Source organism: Labilibacter marinus (assembly GCF_001659685.2).
Taxonomy (GTDB): Bacteria; Bacteroidota; Bacteroidia; order Bacteroidales; family Marinilabiliaceae; genus Saccharicrinis; species Saccharicrinis marinus.
In genome coordinates this window covers 1-892 of record NZ_LXYE02000050.1, presented here as the reverse complement: position 1 = coordinate 892, position 892 = coordinate 1, and the positions used below count along the sequence as shown (strand labels likewise).

1 protein-coding gene is annotated in these 892 nt (G+C 40.6%); it reads right to left on the bottom strand.

The annotated features are described in order from the left end of the window. Positions 1-397: glycosyl hydrolase 108 family protein (locus A8L32_RS19840; RefSeq protein WP_066632789.1), on the bottom strand; the 397-nt coding region annotated here is incomplete at its 3' end. Positions 398-892: the final 495 nt, after the last annotated feature.

The window sequence follows — 892 nt, the reverse complement described above, 5'->3', positions numbered from 1 at the left end:
AACCAATAATGCCATCAATGGTGAGGTAGGCATTAAAGGATTTGTTTAACATACGTTGGATGTTTCGGCTTCCCCAATGGCCACTATTGACACACCAGTCGAAGATGATTTCTTGTAGGCAATAATGATTAATCTTGTCTATGTTATAGCTATGGTAGAATGTATGTTTGTAGAACTCCTTCACCAATTTGGTTAATTGAGGATTGTTGATTTTTTCATTGTGTTTGATAATACCATGCATTATTTTGTACGCATCGACAAAGTTCCATCCTTCCCAATGAGGGTGTAGGTTTCTTGTAATACCCATGTAGGTTTCTCCGCCGCGGTCGCCGGTAACATTGGCGTAGTAACCTTCGTGTTTGATTACTTTTTCAAAGAGCTTGTTGAATGTTTTCATGTATTAGAGTTTTATAGTGATGTAGTTAAATGGCAAGGCAACCATATTTAGAATTTGAAAAAATGATTTCCTACCGTCTGCTCAAGCCGCAAGGGCTCCTACTTTCTCCTACAGTCGAGAAACTAGGGAAAGAGTCCGCCGACGGCACCACTCGCTTACCCACTTCTTTCTTTATTTTGAGACAGAAAGAACTCGCTATTGCTCAGACAGCTTTCTGCCTTTTCAAAACAAAAGAAAATTGGGTCCCAAGCTGCGTTGCTGATGTCGGTGATGCAATTTCATATTGTTATATCTTTTACGATTATTGGAATCTATTTAGATTGAATTACTTCCGCTTATCCTTGGCCTCATCGGGAAATGAGATTACGTTCATCATTTCTCGGAGTCTGCTTCGGACACGGGCACCGTATTGCGTTTCAATTTCGGATGCATTGAGGTTGGTGGTTACATGGGTGATGAGGTTGTCGGAAATAAAAAGGTCGTACCTGGAGAGAA